The organism is Haladaptatus rarus, assembly GCF_054177585.1.
Map to the genome: position 1 here is coordinate 139,377 of NZ_JBPEHG010000007.1, position 23,203 is coordinate 162,579.

A 23,203-nucleotide genomic window follows, 5' to 3' on the forward strand; every position below is an offset into this window, starting at 1 on the left:
CGCTCGTTTTCGACGATTTCGCTATCGGGGACAGCCGACGGCGAAAATCGAATACTTGCTTCGAGATGAACGAGTCGTGACGAACCAGCGACGAGCTATCGACGAGTTACCGGAGTTGTTCTCGTGCCGATGTCATCGCTGCCTCCAGTTCGACATCTTCGCCGACCTCGTGGAACGCCTCTCCGATGGCACGCACGCCGCGCAGCACCTGCTCCGAGGAGAGATTCCCCATGTTGCTCACGCGGAATATCTCGCCGCCGAGGTGGGCCTGACCGCCGCTGATGCTCACACCACGCTCGGTCACCGCGTCGAAGAAGGCATCCGGGTCCTCGCGGATGCCCGCGGGGAGCGCGATGGCGGTGAGCGTGTTCGAGTACTCCGAGACGTCGTTTCGCTCGGGGAACATCGACAGGCCCATCGCCGTGAACGCCGACCGGAACGCCTTCGATTGTCTGCGATGGCGGGCGATTCGCTCGGGCATCCCCTCGTCGACGATCTGCTCGACTGCGAGCGCGAGGCCGCGGAACAGCGGAACTGCGCTCGTGAAGGGAGTCTGGTGGGAATCCGCCTTCCGAAGGTGCCACTCCAGATCCTCGTAGAACGGTGCGCTCTCCCCGTCGAAGGCTTCCTGTGCCCGCGGCGTGGCGTACATCGCGCTGGTTCCCGGCGGGGCAGCGAGACACTTCTGGGCGTCCGTGACCGCGACGTCGACGTTCCATTCGTCCACGAGGAACTCGTCGCCGCCGAGGGAAGTGACACCGTCGACGACGAAGTAGGTGTCGTGCTCGGCGACGATTTCACCGACCTCCGCGACCGGGTTCAGCAGTCCGGTGCTCGTCTCGTTGTGCACCATCGTCACGACCTTCGTGTCGTCGCTTACCGCCTCGCGGACAGCGTCGGGGTCGATGGATTGGCCCCAGTCGAACCCGACGGGCGTCACGTTGGCGTACCGGTCGGCGATGCGCTTGAACCGCCGACCGAACTTGCCGTTGAAGACAGCGACCACTTCGTCGTCGCTTCCCGCGAGGTTGGCGACGGCTGCTTCCATCGCCATCGTCGCGGTTCCGTTGAAGATGAGGCTGGTGCCGTCGGTCGTGGTCGGCGTCTCGTCGAGGGACGACCGCTCGAAGATGTAGTCGAGACCGTCTTGTGCGCGCTCGTACACCGACTCGAACTCCGAGGAACGGTGAGAGACCATCGGTTCGCTCATCGCGGACCGAACGTCACGTGCGAGTGGAACTGGGCCGGGGTTGAGTAGGAGAAAATCTTCTCGCATACTCCACTGTTCGATGGCCCGGTAAATAAGCGTCGTGTGGAACGCAATTTCCGCCACTAATCACGAGCGACAGGAATACGTCGAATACACTGACGACGGACTCGAACGAGTCGAGTAACGCTCAATTTTCGTCTTCCGAGGGGAGATTCGACACGAGCCACGCGAGAAACGCCGCCGGACTACGCGACTGTGTCCAGATCGTTCCGGGGCCTTCGAATTCACAGAAGAGACCGCGGCCGGTGTCGGACGGCGACCTGACCCCTTCGACGCGGCGAATAGTGAACTCGATCGTGTCCTCGAAGGCGACGACGTGGCCCGTATCCACGACGTACTGTTCACCGGGGTCGAGACTGACGACCGAGATGGCTCCGTAGCTCGTCAGAAAGGCAAGCCCGTTCCCCGACAGTTCGAGCAGGAAATCACAGTCGCTATCGACGAACGTCTCGGAGTCGCTGAAGTCGGCACCGAACTCGATGGACGGTTCCGCGGCGAGAAACGAACACGATTGGACGTACAGCTTCTCGTCACGGAGCTCGTAGTGTGAGATGTCGCCCGGAAACGGTGGTGCCAGTGTGACGGTTCCAGGGCGGTCTGCGGTAACCATCGTCGAGAAGGCCGTGTCTTTGGAGCGCACCGACTGTTCCAGTGATTCTTCCAGCCCACCACCATCGTCGGGGGTGACCGCCACGCCATCCGAGTAACTGACCAGCGACGTCGCTTCCGTTCGAATCCGCTCGCCCTCGTCCAGTGCCATCGCGAGTTCAGCGAACGCCGGTCGGTTCGTGAATTCGTACTCCATACTCGACTGAGCCACGAGGTACAGAGTGATAGCCCTCGTGGCCTCGTGATCCCTGAGTGAGATGCGTTTGAAATGGGGTCGTCTCGTGACGGATGCCTGTGCCGGTTGACGGAGTAAAATGAGCCACTTCGACGATAGACTTCAACGGCCGACTTCGACAAACGGTAGACGACCGACTTAGATGGCCGACTTCGACGCGGTTTCCTCTCGCACTTCCGGCTCGATGTACACCTTCTTGACGTGCTCGTTGGCGCCGAACATCTCGTCCTCGATGTCCGTGATTCGGTCGTCTATCTCGCCCGTATCGAGCGTCGAGTCGAAGGCCACGTCTGCGGCGACGATGAGGCGGTCAGGGCCGAAGTAGACGGTGCGGAAGTCGACGATCTCCGTGACGCCGTCCCAATCGTTCAGCATCTCGCGGAGTTTGTCCTCCTCTTCCTCGGGGAGGCTCTCACCGAGCAGGAGGCGTTTGTTCTCCCATGCCAGCGCCACTGCGAAGCCCATCAGCATGAAACCGATGAGGAGGGCGGCTCCCGCGTCGTATATCGGGTTCTGCGTCCAGCGCGAGAGGAAGATACCGAGGAGTGCGATACCGGCACCGGCGAGGGCGATGGCATCCTCGGTCAGTGCCGTCAGCGTCGTCACGTTGCTGGTCTTGCGGAACGCCTCCCGGAAACCGCTCCACTCCCGGCGGTCGATCTCCAGCTTCATCGCAGTGTACGCCTTCTTGAATGCGTAACTCTCGAAGAGGATGGCCCCGACGAGGACGGCGTAGTTCACGAAGACGGGGTCGAACGACTGCCCGAGGAGAGTGACCGGTTGTCCGGCACCAACCGTGTGATGGTGGACGATCGCGTTGTATCCGTGTTTCGCGCTCTCCCACCCGGCGATACCGAAGAGCAGGACGCTCACGAGAAAGCTATAGAAGAACTGTGCCTTGCCGTAGCCGAAGGGGTGTCCTCGCGTCGCCTCGCGCTGACCGTAGCGGATTCCGATGAGAAGGAACACCTGATTCCCGGTGTCAGAGATGGAGTGATACGTCTCCGAGAGCATCGCTGCGCTCCCGGTGAGGAGGAAGCCGATGAACTTCAGTACGGCAATCGCCCCGTTGGCGACGAGGGCTGCAATCACGACGGACTTGCTACTCGCCATTGCCTGACTAGCGTCCGGGAGGTGTCAAAGGCCTTACGACGGACACATACGAGATGAGTGTCTACTGTCTGCTATGATAACTATCGTCTCCGACACCCACAGCACGACCGGCCACGAACTCTCGGGACGAACCAGAGACGCAGTCCGCGACGCCGACCTCGTCGTTCACGCCGGAGATTTCACGACCGCCGACGCCCTCGATGCCTTCGAATCCGTGAGTAACCGACTCGTTGCGGTTCACGGCAACAACGCGACCCCGGCAGTGTACGAGCGACTTCCGGCAACGCGCACGTTCGAGGAGAACGGGGTACGGTTCGCGCTCACACATCGCCGCGATGGCGGAAGTACGGGTCTCGAACTGTTCGGGCGCGAACGCGATGCGGACGTGGTCGTCTTCGGTCACTCACATCGACATCTCGCTCGTCACGCTGGTGCAGTGTTGCTGTTGAATCCGGGAAGCTACGCTCGACCGAGGGGGAATCGACCGACGCACATCGAGCTCGAACCGACGGAGAAGGGCTTCGCTGGAGGAATTTATGTACGGAACGGGGAACTCGTGGAAGAGTTCCACGTCGGAGGGCTGGAAAGCTAATGGCGTTCCGCGGAGGGCCGAAGCAGGGCGGCACCAATCTACAGTAGGGAGGGAGATGTCAAGTACTCTTGGTAAACTCAAAAACGTATTTTAGTTATCGGTCGGTCCGAAGATACCACCAGACGGCGCCGAGGGCGAGGACGAGCGCACAACCGGCGAAGAATAGTACTCCCGGCGGAATAGTGGTCATCGCGGTGTCCGTCGCGGTCTGGGCCGCCTCCGAAGATTGTGACGAAAACGTCCCCATCTGTCCACCAGAATCAGTACTCTTCTCGGCAGATTGTCCGCCGATGCCGAACAGTCCTTCAGTGACGGCGTACTGGATGGCCGCACTCATGACGCCCAGCACCACGGCCACGCCGAGCACGCGCGAGAGGGCATCTTTGAGGCCCGTCGTCTGGTCTTCGCGGCCTGCAAAGAGAATGAGTGGCCCGTCGGTCGGTGCGTACACCTTCATCTCGCGGCCCTTCTCGGAGTAGATGGTGTCGACCTGTGAGATGAGATCTGCGTCTTCGAGCTTTCCGAGATGGTACTGCGCGTTCTGGAGCGAGGTATCGACTCTATCGCTAAGTTCGGACGCCGTCGCGGGGTCTTCGTGGAGCGCAGAGAGAAGGCTCCGCGCCGTGTCCGACGAGAGTGCCCCGAGGAGGTCGTCGGCGTCGTCGCTATCGACGCCAAGTACCCTCGGGGCACCACCTGTCGGAGCTTCGACGTCTGAACTGGAGGGCAAGAGGTCTGCCATACGAGAGCTATACGACTACTCATCAATCAACTTTGTCACTAGTGCGTCGAAACGAATTTGGTTCGTGAACTGATAAGCAGAGGTATGCAACCACTCGGACTCATCGGAGACCTCCTCAGCGACCCCGTATTCGTCGGGCTACTGGTCGCCTTGCTCGCCTTCGTCTTCTTCATCTACCTGTTCATCCGTCGCACGCTCACCGGATTTCAGGAAGGCATGCAGAAAGGACAGCGATAACCGAACGTTCTACGACGATTCTTCCAGACTCTCGACGAGTCGTGACTGAAACACAGCGGTGATCGGGATCAAGAGAAACCAGGTGAGGATGGCCACCGTCGGGTCGAAGACCGCAACGACTATCGAGAGGATGAACACCAGCGGTGAAGCGAGGAAACTGGCACCCTAAAGCAAGATGGTGCGAGACGTAAGCCCCGCTTCCAGGAGATCTTTCCGCGAGGCGTAGCCCCACAGGAGTGTGAGACTGAATCCAGTCAGTGCCAACACGCTCGCGTAGAACACGATGCCGAACTGATTCGGATAGGTGCTGAACACGCTTGTTCCGTACGGTACGAACGCGACCATCAGGAGGAAGAGGAGATTCAACCAGAGCACTCCCTTATCATGCTGCTCGATGTGAACGAAGACGCGTCGGTGGAGGATCCAGTACAGCCCGATGACAAGAAAGCTCAGTACGTACCCGAAGAACTCGTTCCACTGTTCTACGATACGCTCGGCGAGAATCGACCCCGAACTGCCTGCTGGGACGGTCGGAACCGTGATCTCCAGCACCAATAGCGTGATCGCGATCGCGATCACGCCGTCACTCAGCGCGAGAACTCTATCCGTCTCTTCCGCTTCTCGACGGAAACGAGGTACCATGTCATCCACTACGGACTCCATCGACAATGACATTTCTCACCCGAACGGTGGGTGCAGCCAGGGCAATGCCGAACGCGAGCCACCCGTTCTCAGAGCGCGTTTCGAATCCCGTCTGCGGCCGCTTTCACGTCGTCTCGGTCGACGTCCCAGTGCGTACAGAACCGGGCGACGTGCGTGTCGAACTGCGTGCCGAGAACGTCCTGCTCTTCACAGGCTTCGAGGAACTCACCTGCGGTGAGGCCTGTTCCTTCGGTGTTCACGAGGACGATGTTCGTCTCGGGGGGTTGTACCGACAGACCACTCGCGTCGGCGACCTCCTCGGCGAGCACGCGGGCGTTCTCGTGGTCGTCCGCGAGTCGGGAGACGTTGTCCAGCGACAGGAGACCCGGCCCGGCCACCATGCCGACCTGCCGCATCCCGCCCCCGAACAGCTTTCGCGTGCGACGTGCACGTGAGACGAGCTCTTCACTCCCGGCCAGCATCGAGCCGACGGGTGCGCCGAGTCCCTTCGAGAGGCAGAACATCACCGAATCGACTTCCTCCGTGATTCGGGCGGGCGACACGTCGTGTGCGACGGCGGCGTTACACACCCGCGCGCCGTCGAGATGGACGGGAACGCCGAGGTCGTGAGCTGCCTCCGCCGCAGCGTCAATCTTCTCGGGGTCGATGGCGACACCGCCCTTGCTGTTGTGCGTGTTTTCGAGCGACAACAACCCGGTTCCGGGTCGGTGAGCGTCTTCTTCGACGTAACCGTCTCGAACCTGCTCGGGTGTCGGAATCCCGCGGTCGCCGCCGTCGAGGGTTCGTACCTGAAGGGCCGCGTGTTGGGCGAGCCCGCCGAGTTCCCACTTGTAGATGTGGCTCTCGCGTTCGACCAGCACCTCCTGCCCGCGGTCGGTGTGGACGCGGGCGGCGATCTGGTTGCCCATCGTCCCGGTCGGCACATAGAGGGCGGCTTCCATGCCCATCAAGTCGGCAGCGCGCGCTTCCAGTTCGTTCACCGTCGGGTCTTCTCCGTACACGTCGTCGCCGACGTCGGCGTCGCGGGCAGCGTCGCGCATCTCGTCGCTCGGATTCGTCACCGTGTCGCTTCGCAGATCGATCATGTGCTAGCCGTTGCTCCCATGGGGCAAATAGCCGACGTTCCCGGCGAGCGAGACGCGGGAACGTTTCGAACTGGTTTCGCAACCAGAGCAGGTGACACGGCATGCATGCCTAGCCGATTATGTATCACGTTCCAGACGTCGTATCGAAAGCGGTTTCCTCCGGACGTGAGATTTCCTACTATGGATCAACGAATCAGGGAACACGCGGAGATCATCGTCGATCATTCGCTCGACATCGAACCCGGCGACAACGTGGTGCTTCGCGTCCCGACGGTCGCGGACGACCTCACCATTGCACTCTGTGAACTGCTCGGCGAACGCGGCGCATTCCCCCTCGTCACGGCGGGGCGACGCGACGAAAAGCGAGCGGCGTTTCTCAAATCGATCGACTCGGACGACCTCGATACGTTCAGCCACGAACAGGCACTCATCGAGGAATCGGATGCCATCCTGCAGGTTCGCGCACACGAGAACGCCTCCGAGATGAGCGACGTGCCCTCGGAGACCCACGCCGCATATAAGCAGCACTACCAGCCGATCCAGCAGGAGATCCTCTCGAAGCCGTGGTGTCTCACGCAGTTCCCCGCACCCGGCAGCGCGCAGTTGGCCGAGATGAGCACCGAAGCCTACGAGGAGTTCGTCTACGGCGCGATGAACAAAGACTGGGACGAACAGCGCGAGTTCCAACAGCAGATGGTCGAGATTCTCGACCCCGCCGACGAGGTTCGCATCGTCTCCGGCGACACTACGGATCTCACCATGGCTGTCACGGACATGAAGACGATCAACGACCACGGGAAGAACAACCTGCCCGGTGGCGAGGTGTTCACCGCACCCGTCGTCGACTCCGTCGAGGGGACGGTACTGTTCGACAAACCGCTCGTCCATCAGGGTCACATCGTGGAAGACGTGTCCCTCGAATTCGAGGGCGGCGAAGTGGTCGATTTCAGCGCCGGGAAGAACGAAGAGGTACTCGCAGGCGTCCTCGACACGGACGAAGGCGCTCGCAGACTCGGTGAACTCGGCATCGGGATGAACCGCGATATCGACCGATTCACCTACAACATGCTGTTCGACGAGAAGATGGGCGACACCGTCCACCTCGCAGTCGGTATGGCCTACGACATCTGTGTCCCCGACAGCCAGGAACAGAACGAAAGTGCAGTCCACGTCGACATGATCATCGATATGAGCGAAGATTCGTTCATCGCAGTGGATGGCGAAGTGGTTCAGCGAAACGGAACGTTCCGGTTCGAAGACGGATTCGAAGCGTAGTGAGATTCGGGTTCGAGGCGTAGAAAGGTACTGACGCGAGCGAGCTGTTCGATGCAGATTTTTAGGTGGTCGAGCGCCCGCGGGCGCTCGACCGCACGGTGGGCGCCTGTAGTACGAGGTCGTGAGTGCGTAAGTAAACCACATATAAACGGCGTGATTCATATGATTTTAGTGACTGCGATAGCATAGCATATCGCGTGCCGAAAGTAGCCTGTCCCGACTGCCGTCGGAACATCTCGTTTCGTGAACTGGAGACGAAAACAGTGGCTCGCTCGAACGGGTTCTCGACGAACTACCGCTGTCCGTTCTGTCGGAATACGATAGAGAACGTCGCCGAACTGCTGTAGGTCGCTACCGAAACAGATACCATATTCGCCTGAGCGACCGCGATACCAAACGTGCGCGCAGTCGCTCACCGTCTATCTGTCGCTGGTCACCGACCACGTCGTGTTCCTCGCGCGCCCAGTCGAGCGTGGCGAGCGAATACGCGAACGAGAAGTCGTCGCTCATACGTCGGGCGAGTAACGGCGCATTGAAAATCCTTCCGTTGCTGCCGACGATGGTAACGTGACGTTTCGAGTCTCGATTCGGTCACGTTCGTCCCTCGTGACGCGTTTTTCCACGGAGACGGCGAGACGACACGGAGTCGTTGAAGTTTTTACCGGATGACGAACAATCCCCGAACGATGGCTGAGGTGAGCGCAGACGAGAACCCGTACGTCGAAGACCCACGGACCGATTTCGCGCCGGTCGAAGAACTGAGCGAAGACGAAGCGCGCGAACAGGCCGAACTACTTCGGGAGGCGATCCGCCACCACGACTATCGCTACTACGTCGAGAACGACCCCATCATCGCCGACCGAACCTACGACGCCCTCTTTACGCGCCTGCAAGATCTCGAGTCGGCCTTCGACATCCAGACGGAAGACAGTCCGACCCGCCGAGTCGGTGGCGAACCGCTGGACGAACTCGGAACGGTCGAACACGTCGTCCCCATGCTCTCGCTCGATTCCAGCGGCGACGCCGCCGATGTGCGTGCCTTCGACGACCGAGTCCGCCGCGAAGTCGGCGACGTGAAGTACGTCTGTGATCCGAAGTTCGATGGACTCTCGCTCGAAGTCGTCTACGAAGATGGCGAGTACGTCCGGGCCGCCACGCGAGGAGACGGCGAAACGGGTGAGGACGTGACCGAGAACGTCCGCACCATCGCCAGCATCCCACACCACCTCCGGGGCGACTACCCCGACTTCCTCGCGGTACGCGGGGAGGTACACATGCCACGGGACGCCTTCGACGAGTTCAACCGCGAGCGCGTCGAGCAGGGCGACGACCCCTTCGCCAACCCGCGAAACGCTGCTGCCGGGTCGCTCCGGCAACTCGACCCCTCCGTAACTGCCGAGCGCCCCCTCGATTGTTTCTTCTACGACGTGCTGGACGCCAGCGAGGAGTTCGAGTCCCACTGGTCGGAGTACGAGACACTCCCGAAGTACGGCCTGAAGGTGACCGACCGAACCGAACTCGTCACCGACATCGAGGACGCCATCGACTACCGCGACCAGTTGATGGCCGAACGTGCGGAACTGGACTACGAGATCGACGGCGTCGTCATCAAGGTCGACGATTGGACGAAATGCGAGGAACTCGGAACGACCGCGCGCTCCTACCGGTGGGCCTACGCCTACAAGTTCCCGGCGCGCTCGGAGGAGACGAAAATCACGGACGTGATCGTTCAAGTGGGTCGCACCGGTCGGCTCACGCCGGTCGCCCTGCTCGAACCGGTCGACGTCGGCGGTGTCACCGTCTCGCGCGCTAGCCTCCACAATCCAGAGGAGATCGCCGAGAAGAACGTCAACATCGGTGACGAGGTGCGCGTCGAACGCGCAGGCGACGTGATCCCCTACGTCGACGAAGTGGTGGAAAAGCACGCCGAAGGCCACTACGAGTTCCCCGACCACTGCCCGGTCTGTGACAGTCCGGTCGAACGCGACGGGCCGATCGCGTTCTGCACGGGCGGCCTGGCCTGTGACGCGCAACTGCGCCGCGCCGTCTCGTACTACGCCAGCGACGACGGACTGGACATCGAGGGATTGGGTGAAGAGCGCGTCGAGCAGCTCATCGATGCCGGTGTCGTCGAATCGCTGCCCGACCTCTACGAACTCGATACGGACGATCTGCTCGAACTGGACGGATGGGGCGAGAAGAGCGCCGAGAATCTCCTCAGCGAGATCGAAGCGTCGAGACAGCCCGCGCTCGACGACTTCATCTCGGCGATCGGGATTCCCCGAGTCGGCACCGAGACGGCCCGCGAGTTGGCCCGCCAGTTCGGGACGTTCGAGGCGGTGATGGACGCGAGCCGTGACGAACTCGAATCGGTTCCGGACATCGGGCCGACCGTCGCCGGGCAGATTCGGGAGTTCTTCGACTCCGAACAGAACCGCGAGGTCATCGAGGAACTGCTGACCCACGTCGACCCCGAGCAGGTGGAGATGGAAGGCGGCGACGAACTCGCCGGATTCACCTTCGTGTTCACCGGCTCGCTCTCACAGCCACGTTCCGACATCGCCGATCTCGTCGAGAGCCACGGCGCGAACGCGACGGGGAGCGTCTCGGGCAACACGGATTACCTCGTCGTCGGTGAGAATCCGGGGCAGACGAAGCGCGAAGATGCCGAGGAACGAGGTGTGCCGGTGATCGAAGAAGAGGAGTTCTGGAACCTGCTGGACGAAGAAGGGATCGAGGCGTAGCGGTCGGAAGTGTAGAGGAGGGAAAGATCAGGGATTAGGAGCCTAGAGGTCGGCCTTCTCGAACGCCACATAGCCGACTGCGACGGGGATGAGCAGCCAGAGGAGGAACTGGGAGACGACGACTGCATCGGAGAGGTAGAACGGTGCTGTCCCGATCTGTTTCTCGAGGATCTGGGCGTACATGCCTGCACCGTACAGTCGTGCCTGTAACGTCGATTTAGCGTACAGCGCCTGAACCAATGTCTCGTAGGCTCGGACGGGATTGAAGTACTTGATGAACAGCCCGTATTTAACCAGATCGACCGTCTCCCAGCCCAGTGAGAGTTCGTCGTTCACGACGAGCAAAATCCGGCGGACGCTCTTCCAGAGGATCGTAAACAGAACGTACAGTCCGACGGACGCGACCATCGCACGGCGGTTCGTCGACGCGGCCGCAGAAACCCCGACCGCGAGACTGACGAAGGTCACGCCGAGTGCGATGGTCAGGATCGTGAACAGCAGATAGCTCACGATCTTGATGTTGATACCGTAAGCGACGAGCAGCATCGCGGCGACCACCAATCCGAGCAGGATCGGCACCGCGACGACGCCGCTCCGACCGACGGCCTTGCCGACGATAACGTCCTGTCGAGAGTGCGGAAGCGAGAGGAGGAGCTTCATGGTCCCGGATTCGCGCTCACCGATGATAGCACTGTAGGCCACCACGATAGCGATGAGCGGAACGAGGAGCGCGACGACCCTGTTCCCAAGCAGGCCGATGAACGCATCGGAATTGACCGGCTGTTTCGACCCACCGAGGCTCGATCCGAGGAAGTACGCGCTTCCGACGAACAGGCCGACGAAGATCGCAGACAACACCCACAGCCACCGCGAGCGAAGCGAGTCGCGGAAATCCTTTCGTGCGACTGCTTGCCACGTCATGCTGTGACCTCCGGTTCGGTGTAGGCCATGAAGAGGTCTTCCAGCGACGCCTCCTCGGCTTCGAAGTCGTCGATGTCAGCGCCCGCGTTCTCCAGCGTGGCGATGACGGTCGTCTTGACACTCGAATCGCAGGTGACGAACAGCGTGTCGCCGTCCCGGTTGACGCCCGAAACGCCGTCGATCTCGCGCACCTGTTGGAGCGCGCTGGACGGCAGCGACGTCGTCTCGATACGGAGCGTGGTATCGCCGCCTGCAGCGTCGCGCAGGCCTTCGATGGAGTCTTCGGCGACGAGTTCACCCTCCCGGAGGATGCCGACGCGGTCGCAGACGGCTTCGACCTGCCCGAGGATGTGGCTGGAGAAGAACACGGTCGCACCGCGGTCGCGTTCTTCCCGGACGATCTCGCGCATCTCGCGCGCTCCCTTCGGATCGAGTCCGGTCGAGGGTTCGTCCAGGATGAGCAGGTCGGGCTCACCGACGAGCGCCATGGCGAGCGCGAGGCGCTGAGCCATCCCCTTCGAATACTCGCCCGCCTTTCTGTCGGCGGCGTCGAGGATGCCGACCCGTTCGAGGAGGGCATCGGGGTCGTCTGTTGTCTCCTTCGATTCGATGGCGAACTCGACGTGCTGTCTGCCCGTCAATCGTTCGTACACCGAAAAGCCCTCCGGGAGGACGCCGGTTCGGTCGCGGACGGCGACGCTCTCTTCCTGCGCGTCGTGGCCGAGCACGGAGACCGTGCCGCTCGTCGGACGAATGAAATCGAGGACGAGATTGATGGTCGTCGATTTTCCCGCGCCGTTCGGCCCGAGAAAGCCGAACACCTCTCCCTCTCTCACTTCGAGCGAGAGGTCGTTGACGGCGATGACGCTGTCGTACCGCTTGGTCACGCCGTCGAGTCGAATGGCGGTCATAGTTCCCGGTTACGGAAACGGACATAAAACTGTACTGTTCCGCGCTACACGGTATCGTCAGGTTCGTGTTTCTTTGCCATTCGCGCGGCTTCCGCCGAGTATCGCTCTCGTGTCGTCTCGTCTTCGACTGTCGAGAGTCTGTCAGGCTCGACTTCGATGGCGGCGGTCGTCTCGCCACCGAGTCGCCCTGCACGCTCTTTCTGGAGATACCGCGCGCCATCGGGTGTCGAATACACCAGCGTCAACAGGTCGCGGTCGGAGTAGGTTCGTTCGACCAACCAGACGCGCACGTCATCCGTATCGCCCACGTCGTCCATGGACGGTCGTTCGTGAGTCGCGGATTTGTATCTGGCGAGAGACAGTCAGCCGCAACCTTATTTATCTCAGTCATCGACCCGATAAACGATGCAACAGTCCCCGCTGTCCCAGGCATCGGATGATCGTCTGCTGGACATGCTGTTCGCGGGCGAGGAGATAGAAGAAGAGATCGAACTCACGGGCGCACGGATCGCGGTGACGAGCCACCGCGTGCTCGCGTTCATGCCCGAGGGAGGGGGTCGGCGCTTCGACCACGAAGACAGGCCGAACGTCCTCGACGCGCGCGTCGAACCGGCAGGGCAACAGAACTATCTCTCGTGGAGCGTCCGGAGCCTCGTCTACGGCACCATCCTCCTCGGCGGAGGGTATCTGATAACCAGTAGCGGAATCCTCACGCAACTCGGCGGGACGAACACACCCGACGGACAGGTCGTCGGCGGCGTGAAACAACTGGTCACGTTCATGATCGATATGTTCTCCATCCTCACCGACGTGCTCTTGCTGGTCGGTGGCGTGCTGGTGTTCACCGCGCTCGTCCTCGGCAGTCTCTACCTTTCCAGTCGCTCGGAAGAATTGGTCATCGAGCGCGCTGGCCGCGACCCCATCTGCGTACCGGTCGATGGCAAGGAGGCCGAAGACGCCGCCCGCCGGATTCGAGAGACACTAGGGACAAGTTCAAAGCCGAGCGCTGACTAGGCGCAGTCGATGGACGCGGCGACCGTCAGAGAACGTGCGACGGAGCTACCGCACGAACCCGGAGTCTATCAGTTTCTCGAAGGGGACACCGTTCGCTACGTCGGGAAAGCGGTAGACCTTCGCTCGCGCGTGCGCTCGTACGCAGACCCGCGAAGCAACCGTATCGGACGGATGGTCGACCGAGCCGACGCGCTCGATTTCGCCGTCACCGACACGGAGACGCAGGCGCTCTTGCTGGAAGCGAACCTCATCAAACGCTACCAGCCGCGATACAACGTTCGCCTGAAAGACGACAAATCGTATCCACTCGTCCAGTTGACGGGCCACGAGTTCCCACAGATCGAGATCACCCGTGACCCGGATCGAGAAGGGGCGACAGTCTTCGGACCGTTCACCAAGAAATCGCGCGTCGAGACGGTCGTGAAGGCGCTCCGGGAGACCTACGGCGTTCGCGGCTGTTCGGATTACAAATACGCGAACCGCGACCGCCCCTGTCTCGACTACGACATCGGCCTCTGTACCGCGCCCTGCACGAACGAGATCGGGCGCGAGGCGTACCTCGCCGACGTAGAGAGCGTCGAGCGATTCCTGGGTGGTGAGACGGATATTCTGGCCGCACCGCTCCGCCGGGAGATGGACGAGGCGTCACAGGAGCGTGAGTTCGAGCGCGCGGCCAACCTCCGCGACCGCCTCGAAGCCGTCGAATCGTTCCACGGTGGGGATGCCGACGCCATCGCCTCCCAGACCGACGAGCGAACCGTGGACGTGCTCGGGGGTGCCGTCGAAGGTGACCGGGCGACCGTCGCTCGCCTGCACAGCGAACGCGGGCAACTCGTCGACCGCGACCGTCACACGCTCTCGGTGCCGGACGGCGAAGGCGACAGCGTGGCGGCAGTGCTCGGGGCCTTCATCCCCCAGTTCTACGCCGAGCGCGAGATGCCCGACGCACTCTTGCTCTCGGAGCGTCCCGACGACGCGGACGTGCTCGATTGGCTGGACGTGGAGGGTGTCGCGGTGCGCGTCCCCGGCGCGGGCAGAGAAGCCACGCTCGTCGATCTCGCGCTGAAGAACGCCCGGAACAGCGCGACCGCCCCCGACGAACTCCGGGCGCTGGCCGATGCCCTCTCGCTCTCCTCGGTCGAACGGATAGAAGGGTTCGACGTGAGCCACGCACAGGGGTCGTCGGTCGTCGGCAGTAACGTCGTCTTCGTCGGCGGGTCGCCGGAGAAGTCGGATTACCGCCGGAAGAAATTGGACGAGCGAAACGACGACTACGCGAACATGCGTACCCTGCTCCGGTGGCGCGCGAAACGTGCAGTCGAGGGGCGCGACGACCGCCCAGACCCCGACCTGCTCCTCATCGACGGCGGAAAAGGACAGCTCGACGCGGCGCGCGAAGCACTGGCCGAGGTCGGCTGGGACATCCCCGCCGTCGGACTCGCCAAAGCCGAGGAGATGGTCGTCACGCCGACCGGAACCTACGACTGGCCGCACGACGCTCCGCACCTCCACGTCCTCCAGCGCGTGCGCGACGAAGCCCACCGATTCGCGGTGCAGTATCACCAGACGCTCCGCGACGAGATCTCCACCGAACTGGACGACGTGTCCGGTGTCGGGCCGAAGACCCGGCGGTCGCTCCTCAGGCGGTTCGGAAGCCTCGACGGGATTCGTGCGGCCTCGGATTCAGAACTTCGAGAGATCGAGGGCGTCGGTGAGAAGACGGTCGCGGCCCTGCGACAGCGATTGTAAGTGTCTCCGTCGAAAACGGCGTTTTTTGCACTTTTGTCGGTTTCTGCACGTCGTTCGGTCGTTCTCGGCGAAATAGATATGTGGGAACAGGTTAGTATTGTAACAATGTCGTTCACACACCTCCCCCTTCGACGCGCTGCCCCGGCCGGAATCGTCGCATACGTGGTCGGGTATCTCGTGACCCTCGGGGCCACGGCTGGCCGCGTCGGGACGGTCATGGCGCTCGAAGTTCCGGGCGAATATCTCGACGCGACGCCCCTCGGACAGATTTTCGGATCGACACCACCGCAATGGGTAGTCTCCGGATGGCTGTTCTACAACGCGCACTTCGTCCCGACGAGCCTTCCGACGGCCGACGCGATGAACGGTCTCGGGAGACTCACGAACCAAAATCTCCTGACGGAAGTCGGCGGGTCACTTCTCGTCCTCTATCTTCTCCCGCCACTGCTTCTGGTCGGCGCAGGCTACCTCGTCGTGAAGACCGGAACGGTCTCCGGCGCGAACGGCCCGCGAAATGCCGGTGCGAGCGTCGCAGTCGGGTATGTCCCGTTGTTCGTCGTCGTCGCGTTCATCGTTACGGCGGATGCGGTGAACGGCCCGATTACTGCCTCACCCGCAGGAATACCGGCGATATTCCTCGGTCTCGTCTACCCCCTCGTCTTCGGTGCAGTCGGTGGTATTCTGGCGGAACACCGCGCAGAGAGCGAGACGGAGACTCTCGATAGAGAGGCCGAGAGCGAACCGAGCAAGTGGTGAAGGGCGTAGCGTCGGTTTCTCGTGACGTTCGAAGCGCGGATAGTACAAATTAGTACAAACCAGTATATTTCAGTACAACACTCCGGAAACTCCAAACTCACCCGAACAACCCTAATCGAACTTCTCCAGCAACCGCTCGTAGAATCCACTCTCACCACCGTCTGCCAACTTCTCCACGATGAGTTCCGGGGTCGAACGCGCCAGATGGTCTTTCACCGGCGACCGCTCGACGACCAACTCGCCGTCTTCCAGCCCCGTCGCTTCGATGCCGTCCACGGCCACGTCGTAGTCCGCCACGTCCCGGATCTCGTCGGCGAGGTGAGAGACGAACACGCCGGTCACGTCGCGTTCGCTCAGTTCCTCCAAGATTCCGGCGATGATCTTCGCGCTCGCGCCGGGTTCGGTGATGCTTTCGAGTTCGTCCACCAGCACGAGTCGGCCCGTCTGCCCATCGGCGAGGGCCGCGAACTCCCGGAGCGTGCTCTCGAACGCCCCCGCGTCGAGGGTGCCCTGCGTCTTCCCGTGGTAGTGGAGTTCCTCGAATCGCCGCAAGCGTACCGATTCGGCGGGGACTGGCAGCCCCATCTGCGCGAGGATGACGACGAGCGCCACGAGGTCGAGCGTCGAGGTCTTCCCGCCGCTGTTGACGCCCGACAGGAGCGCAACGCCCGAAACACCGTAGTCGACCGGTTCGACCCCCGAGAAGGGGACGTCGAGGAGTGGCGAGCGTCCGCCGCGGATGTCGAAGCCGCCGCAGTCACCGTTTTTGCCACCGGCACCGCTCTCGCTCCCATCCTTGCCATCGAACTCGGGCATCACGCAGTCGAAATCGCGGGCGAAGCGAGCGATGGCGAGTTCCACGTCCAGTTCGAGGGCGGCGTGGACGAGTTCCTCCGCGGCCTCGCGCTCGTCCGCGAGCGTCCGCGCGAGTTCGCGCTTGCGACGCTCTGCGCGTCGAGATTTCTCGGCCTCTAGATCCTCACGGAGGCGGGCGATCGCGCTCTCGTCGTGTCCGACCGGGAACGTCGGGTCGTCCGGGAACGCCTGCCGCGCGATCTCCGTCTCGCCCGCGTCCAGTGCCAGCGTCTCGACGAGGTGGTCGCGGGCGGCTTCCACGGCGGCGTCGTACTCGTCCGCCAGTTCGCGCGAGAGGAGGGAATCGACGCCAGCGCCACGCTCGACCAGCGAGAGCAGGTCGGCCCCTTCGATGGTCACGTCGCGCTCCCGGATGGCATCACGCATCCGGTCGTTGGCGACCCCCTCGGCCATCGAGACGGCGGCGTCCAGATCCGAGATCGCGTTCGTCAGTCGGTCGAGTTCGTCGTCGCCCGCGACGCCGCCGTCGGGAGTGACCCGAGACAGTGCCGACTCCAGTTCCTCGATGTCGAGTGGGGCGTCCAGTCCGGCGACGCGGTGAACCTCCGCGGCGGCCAGCAGGGTGTCGCGGTTCGTCGCAAAGAAGGCCAGCGGGCGCTCGGGGACGAGTTCCGCCGGGCGGTCGAGTGCATCGGGTTCGACGCGAACGTCGCCATCGACCGTCACGCCCGTAAACGCCTCGTCCAACGCGACGACGGTGGAGTAGCCGCGTGCGAGTTCGGCGAGTTCGCGGGTGTCTTCGACCACTTCGACCTGGAGTTCGGGCACCGCTTCCCGAGCTTTCGCGTATCGCTCGGCGTCGATCGTCGCCAGACAGCGGTCGCGAACGGTCACATCGCGAGGGGTCGAAAACGGTTCGACCCCGGCGAGTGCGTCCTGTAGTTCGGACGTGGGTTCGCGTTCCATCGCCCGCATCGAGAACTCGCGTACCTCTTCGATGCGGGACGCCGCCGTACTGGGGTAGAGCGTTTCGAGACGCTTTTCGGCGTAGGTCGTGACCGTTCGTGCTTGCAACAGGGAGAGAACGTCGCGGTACAGTTCACGCGCTCTGTCGGTCGCCAGAAAATCGCCTGGGTCGTCGTGTCGGATCCGTATCGCCGCACGCGCGATGGCCGCGGCACGGCCATCCGTGATGCCGGGCGCTCGTGCGAGCGTGGCGACATCACCGGTCTTCAGCGCGCGCTCGGAGTCGTCCAGTTTGGAGAGCGCGTCGGCAGTCTTCGCACCGACACCCGGTATCGCCTCGAAGTCCATTCGCTCCGAGGTATTGCGTCACACATAAAAAACGTTCCCGACGTGGCGTGGCCGAAGTTACCGCAATCACGTGGTGATCGGATCGACCGCGACGACGTGACCGAGTCAATTCCCGTCTATCTCGTGGTCGAACTCGTCGTTCGCGAGTTCCTCGATCGTCTCTTTCACCTGTTCTTTGGTGTCGTCGTCGATGCCATCGACCGCCTCGACGCTGTGTGCGCCACCGTGTGCGGTTTCGAGTGCGTTCAGGTTCAGCTCCCCGTCGGGGTTCACGACCGGGAGTTTCAGGTCGGTGAAATCGTCCGGTGGGAACCCCGACGACGAGAGGAAGAAATGGTCGGCGATGGTCGAGAGGTCGTCGGTGTCGAAGTCGTTCTCCTGTGGCGAACTCCACCCGTCGGTAGTCGTCCCCGAATACTCGGGTTGGTGGACTGAGTAGTCAGGCATCGTCGGGAGAGTATATCGCCGTAGATGCAGTTCAAAATGATGGCCGGATGGTAGCATTCGACGCGTTTTCGTCACGAGGGGCTTTTGCCCATCCAGACGAGAGGGTACAGGTATGCCGACCATCGAGGAGAAACTGGCCGCCATGAAGGCAGACCTCGCCGACCGTGACGGCGTTCTCGTCGCGTTCAGCGGCGGCGTCGATTCGAGCGTCGTCGCCGCCGTCGCCCACGATGCACTTGGTGACGACGCGGTTGCCTGTACCGCGAAGAGTGAGACGCTTCCCGACGCCGAACTCGAAGATGCCACGCGCGTCGCCGACGAGATCGGTATCAGACACGAGATCGCCGAGTTCAGCGAACTGGACGACCCGGCGTTCATCGCCAACGACGAGGATCGCTGCTATCACTGCCGGACGATGCGCCTCGGGACGATGTTCGAGACCGCGGAGCGACTCGGTATCGAGATCGTCTGCGACGGGACGAACGCCGACGACGTGAACGCAGGCCACCGCCCCGGCCTGCGCGCGGTTGACGAACTCGACGCCTACTCACCCCTCTTGCAACACGACATCTCGAAAGACGAGGTTCGTGAGATCGCGGCGGACTACGGTCTCTCTGTAGCCGACAAACCCTCGATGGCGTGTCTCTCCTCGCGCATCCCGACCGGCCTCGAAGTGACCGAAGAACGATTGTCGCGCATCGAACGCGCCGAGGCACTGGTACGACAGTGGGGATTCTCCCAGTTCCGCGTCCGCGACCACGACGGATTGGCTCGTATCGAGATCGCTGAAGACGAACTCGCTCGCGCACTGGACGAGGAGTTCGTCCGCGCCGCCCGCGAGCACTTCACCAACCTCGGCTTCGACCACGTCACGCTCGACCTGCACGGCTATCAGACGGGAAGCGTGAGTCCAGAGACCGAGTCGGCGACTGACGAACCACTGGTCGAAGACGTGTTCTCGATGGAGTATCCGACCGACAGCGCGTAAGCTCGGTTCCTGACTCGGCAGTAGAAATCGGGTAGGCGTTCGCACCCAAAGGGTGGCAGTTTGCTGGCACGCGAACTGCGGTCTGTAGCTGCTGGCACGCGAGCTAAGGGCAGGCGCGAACGCTACTCGCTATTTGGTAAGCTACTTCCTTAGTTATAACCCGATTACGTGAATCACAAGCGACCGTTGTCCGACGGGTTCGAATAGAGGCACGAGAACGAACGACGGGGGAGACGCTTACCTGCCCGTCCACTTGAGCAACAACAGCGTTCCTTCGAACAGGCCGACCATGGTGAGCGCCACGAGGAACGGTGCCATCCCGGTCGGGTCGGGGCTGAACAGGAACGCGAAGCCGAGGAAGCCACCCCAGAAGTAGAGGCGACGGTTCGCCATCCACTGGCGCGTCGTCAGCCCCATCATGATAGCGAGCATGATGAGCAGCGGAATCTGGAAGACGACCGCCAGCACGCCCATCATCATCAGGATGAGGTTGAACGTCTTCGTCAGACCGAACGCGACGACGATATCCGCGTTCATCGTGTACGAGAGGAAATACGAGAAGATGGCGGGCAGGATGAGGAAGTAGGCGAAGCTGACGCCGATAAGGGCGAGGACGAGGCTGGTCGGCACTGCGGCGAGATAGTAGCGACGTTCGTGCGGGTACAGCCCCGGGCGCATGAACAGATACGTCTCGTACACCATCACGGGGAGGGCGACGATGACCCCGGCGAGACTGGCAACCTTGAGCTCCGTCATGACGAGCGCGAGCGGGTGGTAGAGCCGCGGGCGCGTCCCCTCTTTGACCGGAAGAATCGAGTTCCAGAGGAAGTTGATGACGGTGTCCGCGAACGGGAGAACGACGACACTCACGACGCCCGCGATGATGAGGACGACCGCGAGTCGCTTTATCATCTCCTCGATGTGATCCGCCAGCGGCATCTCCTCGTCGCTCACCGGTTGGGTCGGTCGCTCGACCGCGGGTTCCGGATCTTCAGGTGTGTACAGCTCCTCTTCTCGCGGCTCCGGAGCCTCCTCTGTGGCCGGTGCCTTCGAAAGATTGTTTCCTGCCGTCGCCTCCGATTCTTCGCCCATTCACCCGGTGCTAGGTGTCGCGGTTATTATAGGCTTTCTTCATCTTGCGAGACGAGAAGATTGATAACTGGGACGGGGTTACCATTCGCAAGGAATGTCTACCTCGGGGAGCAGCGTTATCGACGAGGATACCGCAAAAACAGTCGCCAGCGGCCGTGAGGCCCTCGGATCAGTGCTTTCGACTGCACAGACACATCTCCAGAAAGTCTTCATCGTATTCGTCATCGGCTTTCTCGGGACGTTCTACGCCATGGCCCAGGTCGTCTGGCCGTTCCTGAAAGAGGTCACGACCGCCGGAATGCCGAAAGACGTGATGAATCAGGTCGACATCGTCGCGGTGACGCCGTTCGACGTCATCCTGTTGCAGGCGAAGATAGCGATGGTGGCTGGCGTCATCATCTCCATCCCCGTCTTACTCTACTACGCTCGTGACTCGTTCCGGCAACGCGAATGGTACCCCGATCTCTCTATCTCATACTGGAAGGTCGTTCCACTCGGCAGTCTCGCAGTCGCGCTCTTCATCGGCGGGCTTTGGTATGGCTACTCGCTTTTCTTCCCGCTGATGTTCAAGTTCCTCGCCACGAACGCGACCAGCGCGGGGTTCAGTCCGAAGTACGGTATCGTGGAGTGGACGGAGTTCGTGCTCGTCCTCACGCTCTCGTTCGGTCTCGCCGCGGAGATGCCACTTATCATGAGCGGCCTCGGCTACACGGGAATCGTCCCCTACGAGACGTTCCGTGACAAGTGGCGGTACGCGGTCGTCGGCATCTTCACCTTCGGTGCGTTCTTCTCGCCCCCAGACCCGTTCACGCAGATCATGTGGGCAGCGCCACTGCTCGTCCTGTACGGGTTCAGCCTCTACCTGACGAAACTCGTCGTCACCATCCGCCGCGGAAGTGACGAGGTGAGCCTCGGCAGGACGGTTCGGCAGAGTTGGAACCATATCCTCGGAATCACGCTTCTCGCGGCTGGTGGGGCCTATCTGTTCATCTCGCGTGGGGGCGGCACCTACGTCGAAGAACGGCTCCTCCCGATGCTCCCGGCAGGGTATCGACCCGGTGGCGTGCCAGCTATCGAGCAGGTGGTCGGACTGCCGCGCGATACAGCGATCCTCGTCACGGTAGCCGGTGTCGGCCTCCTCGCACTCGTCGTCGCTATCCTCTACTTCGTTTTCGCCTCGCTCGAATCGGGCACGACGATGAAACGCTCGGGCGCTCCCGCCGCGATCGACATCGATGAGCTCAACGCCGCAGGCGTTCGTGCGGCCCCGCCCGAGTTGTTCGAGGAGATGAGCGAAGGAGAGTCACTCGACCACGCACGCAACGCGATGGCCGCAGACCAGCCGGAGAAGGCACAGGCCATCTTCGACCGCTGGGACGAAGTCCACGAGGAAGAAGAGGAAGAAGACGAGCAACCGGAGATCCGTGAAGCTGGCGGCGCGCCACTCGCGGAGGACGTGGCGAAACAGCCACGGCCGGGCGACGAAGACGACGATGGAAACGTCTTCCAAAGCACAGCCGCAGGGATGGCGAACGCCTTCACGGAAGACGAGACCACCGAGGATGACATCGGCGGCTACTACTACGACATCGCGTTCATCTTCCAGAGTCTCACGTCGAAGATGTTCCGCATCGTCGGCGTCTTCATGCTCGTGCTCGCCAGTGTGTTCGTGGCGCTCTACCAGGGCGGCATGAAGGTCATCAACGAGGACTTCACGCGGCGTGTTCCACAGGAGATCGTCGGAAAAGGCGACTTCCTCAACATCGTCACGCTCCATCCCGTCGAGGCGCTCATCTTCGAGGTGAAGGTCAGTACCCTGCTCGCCGCGGTCTCGGTGCTCCCGATGGTGCTGTACTACGGATGGCCCGCGATGAAAGAGCGCAAACTCGTCAGGGGGAACCGCAACGTCTTCTTCCTGTGGGGTGGCGTGCTCGTCGGCGGTCTCCTGGTCGGCAGTGCCATCGGCTACGGTCTCGTCGCGCCGCGTATCATCTCGTGGCTGGTCACCGACGCGAATCAGGCGAACATGGTCATCTACTACCGGGTGAAGAGCTTCTTCTGGCTCGTCTTCCTCACCACGGCTGGTGTCGGCCTGCTGGCGGACATCCCGCTCTCGATGCTCCTGTTCCACGCGGGCGGTATCCTCTCCTACGAGACGATGCGTAACCGCTGGCGCGTCTTCGTCGTGGGCACCTTCGCCATCGCGGGACTGGTGACGCCGGACAGCCTCTACACGATGTTCCTCGTCGCCATCCCCGTCTCGTTCGCCTACGGGCTCGGACTGGCGATGCTCGGCTCCAGTCGGCTCATCCGAGTGAAAGGCGCACAGTTGTTCGGATTCGCTATCGTCGGGTTCCTCGTGGCCTACGCCGCCCTTCTGTTCGGTGGCGACGTGTGGCTGAATCAGGCCCTCTTGCCCGCGCTTCCGACCTCGATTCGACCGGAGACGCTGCTGGTGGACCAGCTGCTCGGTCGCCCCCGCACGACCGCTATAACCATGGTTGCAGGAGCGGTCGCAGGACTCTCGTTCGTCGCTGGTCTGGTGGGGTACGCGGTGCGATCCCACCGAGCGCGACGGCCCTGACGTTCGCCCCGAACGACTTATAATATTCTTCAGATAATATTGCGGT

At 62.1% G+C, this 23,203-nt stretch carries 23 protein-coding genes; 10 read left to right on the forward strand and 13 right to left on the reverse strand.

Annotation, left to right across the window (positions count from 1 at the left end; all coding sequences use genetic code 11):
• Positions 1-106: 106 nt before the first annotated feature.
• The 3 genes from ACR3FE_RS16365 to ACR3FE_RS16375 all read right to left on the reverse strand — a co-directional run bounded on the left by ACR3FE_RS16365 (position 107) and on the right by ACR3FE_RS16375 (position 3,227).
• On the reverse strand, positions 107-1,276 hold the full coding sequence (locus tag ACR3FE_RS16365; protein ID WP_458208391.1) for a pyridoxal-phosphate-dependent aminotransferase family protein: 1,170 nt from the start codon (positions 1,274-1,276) through the stop codon (positions 107-109).
• Positions 1,277-1,397: 121 nt separating this feature from the next.
• A complete protein-coding gene (locus ACR3FE_RS16370; protein ID WP_458208393.1) occupies positions 1,398-2,075 on the reverse strand; it encodes a TIGR00266 family protein in 678 nt (225 codons plus the stop codon).
• Between the two features lie 177 nt (positions 2,076-2,252).
• Complete coding sequence (locus tag ACR3FE_RS16375) at positions 2,253-3,227, reverse strand: cation diffusion facilitator family transporter (protein ID WP_458208394.1); 975 nt, start codon at positions 3,225-3,227, stop codon at positions 2,253-2,255.
• A gap of 73 nt (positions 3,228-3,300) precedes the next feature.
• Here ACR3FE_RS16375 and ACR3FE_RS16380 point away from each other — a divergent pair, with 73 nt between their 5' ends.
• Complete coding sequence (locus ACR3FE_RS16380; RefSeq protein WP_458208395.1) at positions 3,301-3,819, forward strand: metallophosphoesterase; 519 nt, start codon at positions 3,301-3,303, stop codon at positions 3,817-3,819.
• Positions 3,820-3,913: 94 nt separating this feature from the next.
• On the opposite strand, the gene ACR3FE_RS16385 is transcribed toward ACR3FE_RS16380, so the two are convergent.
• Positions 3,914-4,561, reverse strand: a complete 648-nt coding sequence (locus tag ACR3FE_RS16385; protein ID WP_458208396.1) for an ArsR/SmtB family transcription factor — start codon at positions 4,559-4,561, stop codon at positions 3,914-3,916.
• A gap of 84 nt (positions 4,562-4,645) precedes the next feature.
• Here ACR3FE_RS16385 and ACR3FE_RS16390 point away from each other — a divergent pair, with 84 nt between their 5' ends.
• On the forward strand, positions 4,646-4,798 hold the full coding sequence (locus ACR3FE_RS16390) for a DUF7859 family protein (protein ID WP_458208397.1): 153 nt from the start codon (positions 4,646-4,648) through the stop codon (positions 4,796-4,798).
• A 165-nt stretch (positions 4,799-4,963) separates the two neighbouring features.
• On the opposite strand, the gene ACR3FE_RS16395 is transcribed toward ACR3FE_RS16390, so the two are convergent.
• Together ACR3FE_RS16395 and ACR3FE_RS16400 are read right to left on the reverse strand one after the other, a co-directional pair.
• Positions 4,964-5,440: a TMEM175 family protein gene (locus ACR3FE_RS16395; RefSeq protein ID WP_458208398.1), complete on the reverse strand. Its 477-nt coding sequence runs from the start codon at positions 5,438-5,440 to the stop codon at positions 4,964-4,966.
• A gap of 89 nt (positions 5,441-5,529) precedes the next feature.
• A complete protein-coding gene (locus tag ACR3FE_RS16400) occupies positions 5,530-6,546 on the reverse strand; it encodes a threonine aldolase family protein (RefSeq protein WP_458208399.1) in 1,017 nt (338 codons plus the stop codon).
• Positions 6,547-6,726: 180 nt separating this feature from the next.
• On the opposite strand from ACR3FE_RS16400, the gene ACR3FE_RS16405 reads away from it, so the two are divergent.
• Positions 6,727-7,821 carry an aminopeptidase gene (locus ACR3FE_RS16405; RefSeq protein ID WP_458208400.1) on the forward strand — a complete coding sequence of 365 codons (1,095 nt, stop codon included), beginning with the start codon at positions 6,727-6,729 and terminating at the stop codon, positions 7,819-7,821.
• 197 nt (positions 7,822-8,018) lie between these two features.
• Positions 8,019-8,168: a hypothetical protein gene (locus ACR3FE_RS16410; RefSeq protein WP_458208401.1), complete on the forward strand. Its 150-nt coding sequence runs from the start codon at positions 8,019-8,021 to the stop codon at positions 8,166-8,168.
• Positions 8,169-8,172: 4 nt separating this feature from the next.
• Here ACR3FE_RS16410 and ACR3FE_RS16415 read toward each other — a convergent pair whose 3' ends face one another.
• The gene (locus ACR3FE_RS16415) at positions 8,173-8,331 is read right to left on the reverse strand and encodes a hypothetical protein (RefSeq protein WP_458208402.1); all 159 of its coding nucleotides are present in this window, start codon (positions 8,329-8,331) and stop codon (positions 8,173-8,175) included.
• 176 nt (positions 8,332-8,507) lie between these two features.
• Between ACR3FE_RS16415 and ligA the strand changes: the two genes are divergently transcribed.
• The gene (ligA, locus tag ACR3FE_RS16420; RefSeq protein WP_458208403.1) at positions 8,508-10,565 is read left to right on the forward strand and encodes an NAD-dependent DNA ligase LigA; all 2,058 of its coding nucleotides are present in this window, start codon (positions 8,508-8,510) and stop codon (positions 10,563-10,565) included.
• Between the two features lie 42 nt (positions 10,566-10,607).
• Here ligA and ACR3FE_RS16425 read toward each other — a convergent pair whose 3' ends face one another.
• The 3 genes from ACR3FE_RS16425 to ACR3FE_RS16435 are packed head-to-tail and all read right to left on the reverse strand — an operon-like array spanning position 10,608 to position 12,714.
• Positions 10,608-11,486, reverse strand: a complete 879-nt coding sequence (locus ACR3FE_RS16425) for an ABC transporter permease (RefSeq protein WP_458208404.1) — start codon at positions 11,484-11,486, stop codon at positions 10,608-10,610.
• Positions 11,483-12,397 (reverse strand): ABC transporter ATP-binding protein, encoded by a 915-nt coding sequence (locus ACR3FE_RS16430; protein ID WP_458208406.1) that lies wholly within the window; start codon positions 12,395-12,397, stop codon positions 11,483-11,485. The genes ACR3FE_RS16425 and ACR3FE_RS16430 overlap by 4 nt, the downstream gene beginning before the upstream one ends.
• A 44-nt stretch (positions 12,398-12,441) precedes the next feature.
• A complete protein-coding gene (locus ACR3FE_RS16435) occupies positions 12,442-12,714 on the reverse strand; it encodes a DUF7967 family protein (RefSeq protein WP_458208407.1) in 273 nt (90 codons plus the stop codon).
• Between the two features lie 88 nt (positions 12,715-12,802).
• Between ACR3FE_RS16435 and ACR3FE_RS16440 the strand changes: the two genes are divergently transcribed.
• The 3 genes from ACR3FE_RS16440 (at position 12,803) to ACR3FE_RS16450 (ending at position 15,916) form a co-directional block, all read left to right on the forward strand.
• Complete coding sequence (locus ACR3FE_RS16440; RefSeq protein ID WP_458208408.1) at positions 12,803-13,411, forward strand: hypothetical protein; 609 nt, start codon at positions 12,803-12,805, stop codon at positions 13,409-13,411.
• 9 nt (positions 13,412-13,420) lie between these two features.
• Entirely contained in the window at positions 13,421-15,160 is a 1,740-nt protein-coding gene (locus ACR3FE_RS16445; protein WP_458208409.1) for an excinuclease ABC subunit C, read from the forward strand.
• Between the two features lie 105 nt (positions 15,161-15,265).
• Positions 15,266-15,916, forward strand: a complete 651-nt coding sequence (locus ACR3FE_RS16450; protein WP_458208411.1) for a DUF7978 family protein — start codon at positions 15,266-15,268, stop codon at positions 15,914-15,916.
• A 111-nt stretch (positions 15,917-16,027) separates the two neighbouring features.
• On the opposite strand, the gene ACR3FE_RS16455 is transcribed toward ACR3FE_RS16450, so the two are convergent.
• Entirely contained in the window at positions 16,028-18,046 is a 2,019-nt protein-coding gene (locus tag ACR3FE_RS16455) for a MutS-related protein (protein ID WP_458208412.1), read from the reverse strand.
• Between the two features lie 105 nt (positions 18,047-18,151).
• Positions 18,152-18,493 (reverse strand): hypothetical protein, encoded by a 342-nt coding sequence (locus ACR3FE_RS16460; RefSeq protein WP_458208413.1) that lies wholly within the window; start codon positions 18,491-18,493, stop codon positions 18,152-18,154.
• Between the two features lie 112 nt (positions 18,494-18,605).
• On the opposite strand from ACR3FE_RS16460, the gene larE reads away from it, so the two are divergent.
• Positions 18,606-19,481: an ATP-dependent sacrificial sulfur transferase LarE gene (gene larE / locus ACR3FE_RS16465; RefSeq protein WP_458208414.1), complete on the forward strand. Its 876-nt coding sequence runs from the start codon at positions 18,606-18,608 to the stop codon at positions 19,479-19,481.
• Between the two features lie 237 nt (positions 19,482-19,718).
• Here larE and tatC read toward each other — a convergent pair whose 3' ends face one another.
• A complete protein-coding gene (tatC, locus tag ACR3FE_RS16470) occupies positions 19,719-20,573 on the reverse strand; it encodes a twin-arginine translocase subunit TatC (RefSeq protein WP_458208416.1) in 855 nt (284 codons plus the stop codon).
• Positions 20,574-20,667: 94 nt separating this feature from the next.
• On the opposite strand from tatC, the gene ACR3FE_RS16475 reads away from it, so the two are divergent.
• Positions 20,668-23,157, forward strand: a complete 2,490-nt coding sequence (locus tag ACR3FE_RS16475; protein WP_458208418.1) for a twin-arginine translocase subunit TatC — start codon at positions 20,668-20,670, stop codon at positions 23,155-23,157.
• Positions 23,158-23,203: the final 46 nt, after the last annotated feature.

Excerpts from the sequence above, each read along its gene's own strand:
- ACR3FE_RS16365 (WP_458208391.1), bottom strand. The coding sequence starts at position 1,276 with ATGCGAGAAGATTTTCTCCTACTCAACCCCGGCCCAGTTCCACTCGCA.
- ACR3FE_RS16370 (WP_458208393.1), bottom strand. The coding sequence starts at position 2,075 with ATGGAGTACGAATTCACGAACCGACCGGCGTTCGCTGAACTCGCGATG.
- ACR3FE_RS16375 (WP_458208394.1), bottom strand. The coding sequence starts at position 3,227 with ATGGCGAGTAGCAAGTCCGTCGTGATTGCAGCCCTCGTCGCCAACGGG.
- ACR3FE_RS16380 (WP_458208395.1), top strand. The coding sequence starts at position 3,301 with ATGATAACTATCGTCTCCGACACCCACAGCACGACCGGCCACGAACTC.
- ACR3FE_RS16385 (WP_458208396.1), bottom strand. The coding sequence starts at position 4,561 with ATGGCAGACCTCTTGCCCTCCAGTTCAGACGTCGAAGCTCCGACAGGT.
- ACR3FE_RS16390 (WP_458208397.1), top strand. The coding sequence starts at position 4,646 with ATGCAACCACTCGGACTCATCGGAGACCTCCTCAGCGACCCCGTATTC.
- ACR3FE_RS16395 (WP_458208398.1), bottom strand. The coding sequence starts at position 5,440 with ATGGTACCTCGTTTCCGTCGAGAAGCGGAAGAGACGGATAGAGTTCTC.
- ACR3FE_RS16400 (WP_458208399.1), bottom strand. The coding sequence starts at position 6,546 with ATGATCGATCTGCGAAGCGACACGGTGACGAATCCGAGCGACGAGATG.
- ACR3FE_RS16405 (WP_458208400.1), top strand. The coding sequence starts at position 6,727 with ATGGATCAACGAATCAGGGAACACGCGGAGATCATCGTCGATCATTCG.
- ACR3FE_RS16415 (WP_458208402.1), bottom strand. The coding sequence starts at position 8,331 with ATGAGCGACGACTTCTCGTTCGCGTATTCGCTCGCCACGCTCGACTGG.
- ligA (WP_458208403.1), top strand. The coding sequence starts at position 8,508 with ATGGCTGAGGTGAGCGCAGACGAGAACCCGTACGTCGAAGACCCACGG.
- ACR3FE_RS16425 (WP_458208404.1), bottom strand. The coding sequence starts at position 11,486 with ATGACGTGGCAAGCAGTCGCACGAAAGGATTTCCGCGACTCGCTTCGC.
- ACR3FE_RS16430 (WP_458208406.1), bottom strand. The coding sequence starts at position 12,397 with ATGACCGCCATTCGACTCGACGGCGTGACCAAGCGGTACGACAGCGTC.
- ACR3FE_RS16435 (WP_458208407.1), bottom strand. The coding sequence starts at position 12,714 with ATGGACGACGTGGGCGATACGGATGACGTGCGCGTCTGGTTGGTCGAA.
- ACR3FE_RS16440 (WP_458208408.1), top strand. The coding sequence starts at position 12,803 with ATGCAACAGTCCCCGCTGTCCCAGGCATCGGATGATCGTCTGCTGGAC.
- ACR3FE_RS16445 (WP_458208409.1), top strand. The coding sequence starts at position 13,421 with ATGGACGCGGCGACCGTCAGAGAACGTGCGACGGAGCTACCGCACGAA.
- ACR3FE_RS16450 (WP_458208411.1), top strand. The coding sequence starts at position 15,266 with ATGTCGTTCACACACCTCCCCCTTCGACGCGCTGCCCCGGCCGGAATC.
- ACR3FE_RS16455 (WP_458208412.1), bottom strand. The coding sequence starts at position 18,046 with ATGGACTTCGAGGCGATACCGGGTGTCGGTGCGAAGACTGCCGACGCG.
- ACR3FE_RS16460 (WP_458208413.1), bottom strand. The coding sequence starts at position 18,493 with ATGCCTGACTACTCAGTCCACCAACCCGAGTATTCGGGGACGACTACC.
- larE (WP_458208414.1), top strand. The coding sequence starts at position 18,606 with ATGCCGACCATCGAGGAGAAACTGGCCGCCATGAAGGCAGACCTCGCC.
- tatC (WP_458208416.1), bottom strand. The coding sequence starts at position 20,573 with ATGGGCGAAGAATCGGAGGCGACGGCAGGAAACAATCTTTCGAAGGCA.
- ACR3FE_RS16475 (WP_458208418.1), top strand. The coding sequence starts at position 20,668 with ATGTCTACCTCGGGGAGCAGCGTTATCGACGAGGATACCGCAAAAACA.